Here is a 1,525-nt window from a genome sequence, read left to right as displayed (position 1 = left end):
TGGGCGCGCAGCGCCACCGCCTCGGGCGCGACCTTGCCCGCCTGCGCCGCAAGATCAGGGGAATCGTCCTGGCTCATGGTCAGTTCCTCCGTGTGCCGTCCGTGCGCTCAATCCGCACCACGTCGCCTTTGTCCCCGCCCAGGCGCAGTTCGGCCGCGCCGAACAGGCGATCAACGATGTAGTACGGCGCACGGAATCGGTAGTTCACCAGTTGCCCGTCGCCTTGCGCGCCGATCACGAACAGCGGCGGCAGCTCGCCCTGGGCGATGCCGGGCGGGAACTGGATGTAGACCTTCTCGCCGTCATCGAAAGCACGCAGCGGCTTCCACGGCGGATTGCTGCCGCTGATGGCATAGCGGAAACGGATCTTCTCCAGCGACAGGCCGCTATCGACCGGGGCGGCGGCGCTGGCCGCCTGCGCCTGGCGCTGCAAGGCCAGCATCTTGTCCTTCGGGTACTCCCAGGACACCGACGCCATCCACGTCTTTTCGGTCGAAGTCAGCTCCAGCAGATACGTCCGGCGGCTGGTGGTGATGACCAGATTGGTCTTCAAGCCCGAGCGGATCGGCTTGACCATCACGTTGACGCGCAGAGCCTCACCGCTGCCGCTCGACGTGTCCCCGACGATCCAGCGCACCGTGTCGCCGGCCGCGACCGTCACCAGTTCCTCGCCGGGCTGCAGCGAAACCACCGTCACGCGGCCCACGGCCGCATAGAGCTGGTAAAGCGCGCCATCGGTAAAGGGCCAGACCTGGATCGCGTTGACGTAGCCTTCGCGCGTGGGCGCGACACGGGCCTCGGCATTGGCGCGCGAGACGCGCACTTTCTCATCCGCGGGTTCCGGCGCGGGCTTGGCCTCCTCGGTCTCTGGCAGTGGTTTCAACTGCGACGGCAGCGCGAGCGGCTGCGGCACCGTGACCACCTCCACCGGTTTTGGTGGCTCCGGCAGCGGCTGGGCCTGCACCGGCTCATCGAGCGAAATGGTCGGTGGCGGCTTGCCCTGAGTAGCGCAGCCAGAGAACAGCACGGTCGAAGCCAGAAGCATCACCGGCAAGGCGGATTTACGGAAAAGATCATTCATGGTTTTGCTCCTTCGTTAGCTTCCAGTTCGCGGCTCCACGACAGCCCGTTGACGTAGATGCCCAGGGGGTTCTTGCGCAGACGCTGCTCGGTGCGCGGGGTTTGCAGCACCGTGGAAATCACCGCGTTCCAGCGTTCGGTGCGATCCAGCGCGCCATTGACGAAGCGCGTTTCCGTCCAGCGCACGTTGAAAGACGTGTCGCTGGCGCGGGTCACGCTGGTGATCTGCACCGTCACCGACTCCTTGCCGATGCGCGCGAACGGGTCATTCGTGCGGGCGTACTCGTTGAGCACGACCGCGCCTTTGTCGGTCGTGTAGTCGTAGGCATCGAGCCAGTTCTGCCGCACCACGATGGGGTCGATGGACAGCGAGCGCACCAGGCCGATGAAGCGGCCCAGGTGGTAGGCGATCTGCGCATCGCTGGGCTTGTAGGGCGTGGCGGCC

Annotated in this window: 2 protein-coding genes; both read right to left on the bottom strand. The window is 66.0% G+C overall.

The features are described from left to right. Positions 1-79 precede the first annotated feature (79 nt). Positions 80-1,081 (bottom strand): P-type conjugative transfer protein TrbG, encoded by a 1,002-nt coding sequence (gene trbG / locus H928_RS0106310; RefSeq protein WP_003056120.1) that lies wholly within the window; start codon positions 1,079-1,081, stop codon positions 80-82. After that, a partial coding sequence (gene trbF, locus H928_RS26465; RefSeq protein ID WP_043339054.1) for a conjugal transfer protein TrbF occupies positions 1,078-1,525 on the bottom strand: 448 nt, incomplete at its 5' end. The genes trbF and trbG, both read right to left, overlap by 4 nt.

Source organism: Comamonas sp. B-9 (assembly GCF_000410635.1).
Lineage (GTDB): Bacteria > Pseudomonadota > Gammaproteobacteria > Burkholderiales > Burkholderiaceae_C > Comamonas.
This window is presented reverse-complemented; position numbering and strand designations above follow the sequence as displayed.

Coding starts and splice junctions, on each gene's coding strand:
- trbG (WP_003056120.1), bottom strand. CDS start 1,081: ATGAATGATCTTTTCCGTAAATCCGCCTTGCCGGTGATGCTTCTGGCT.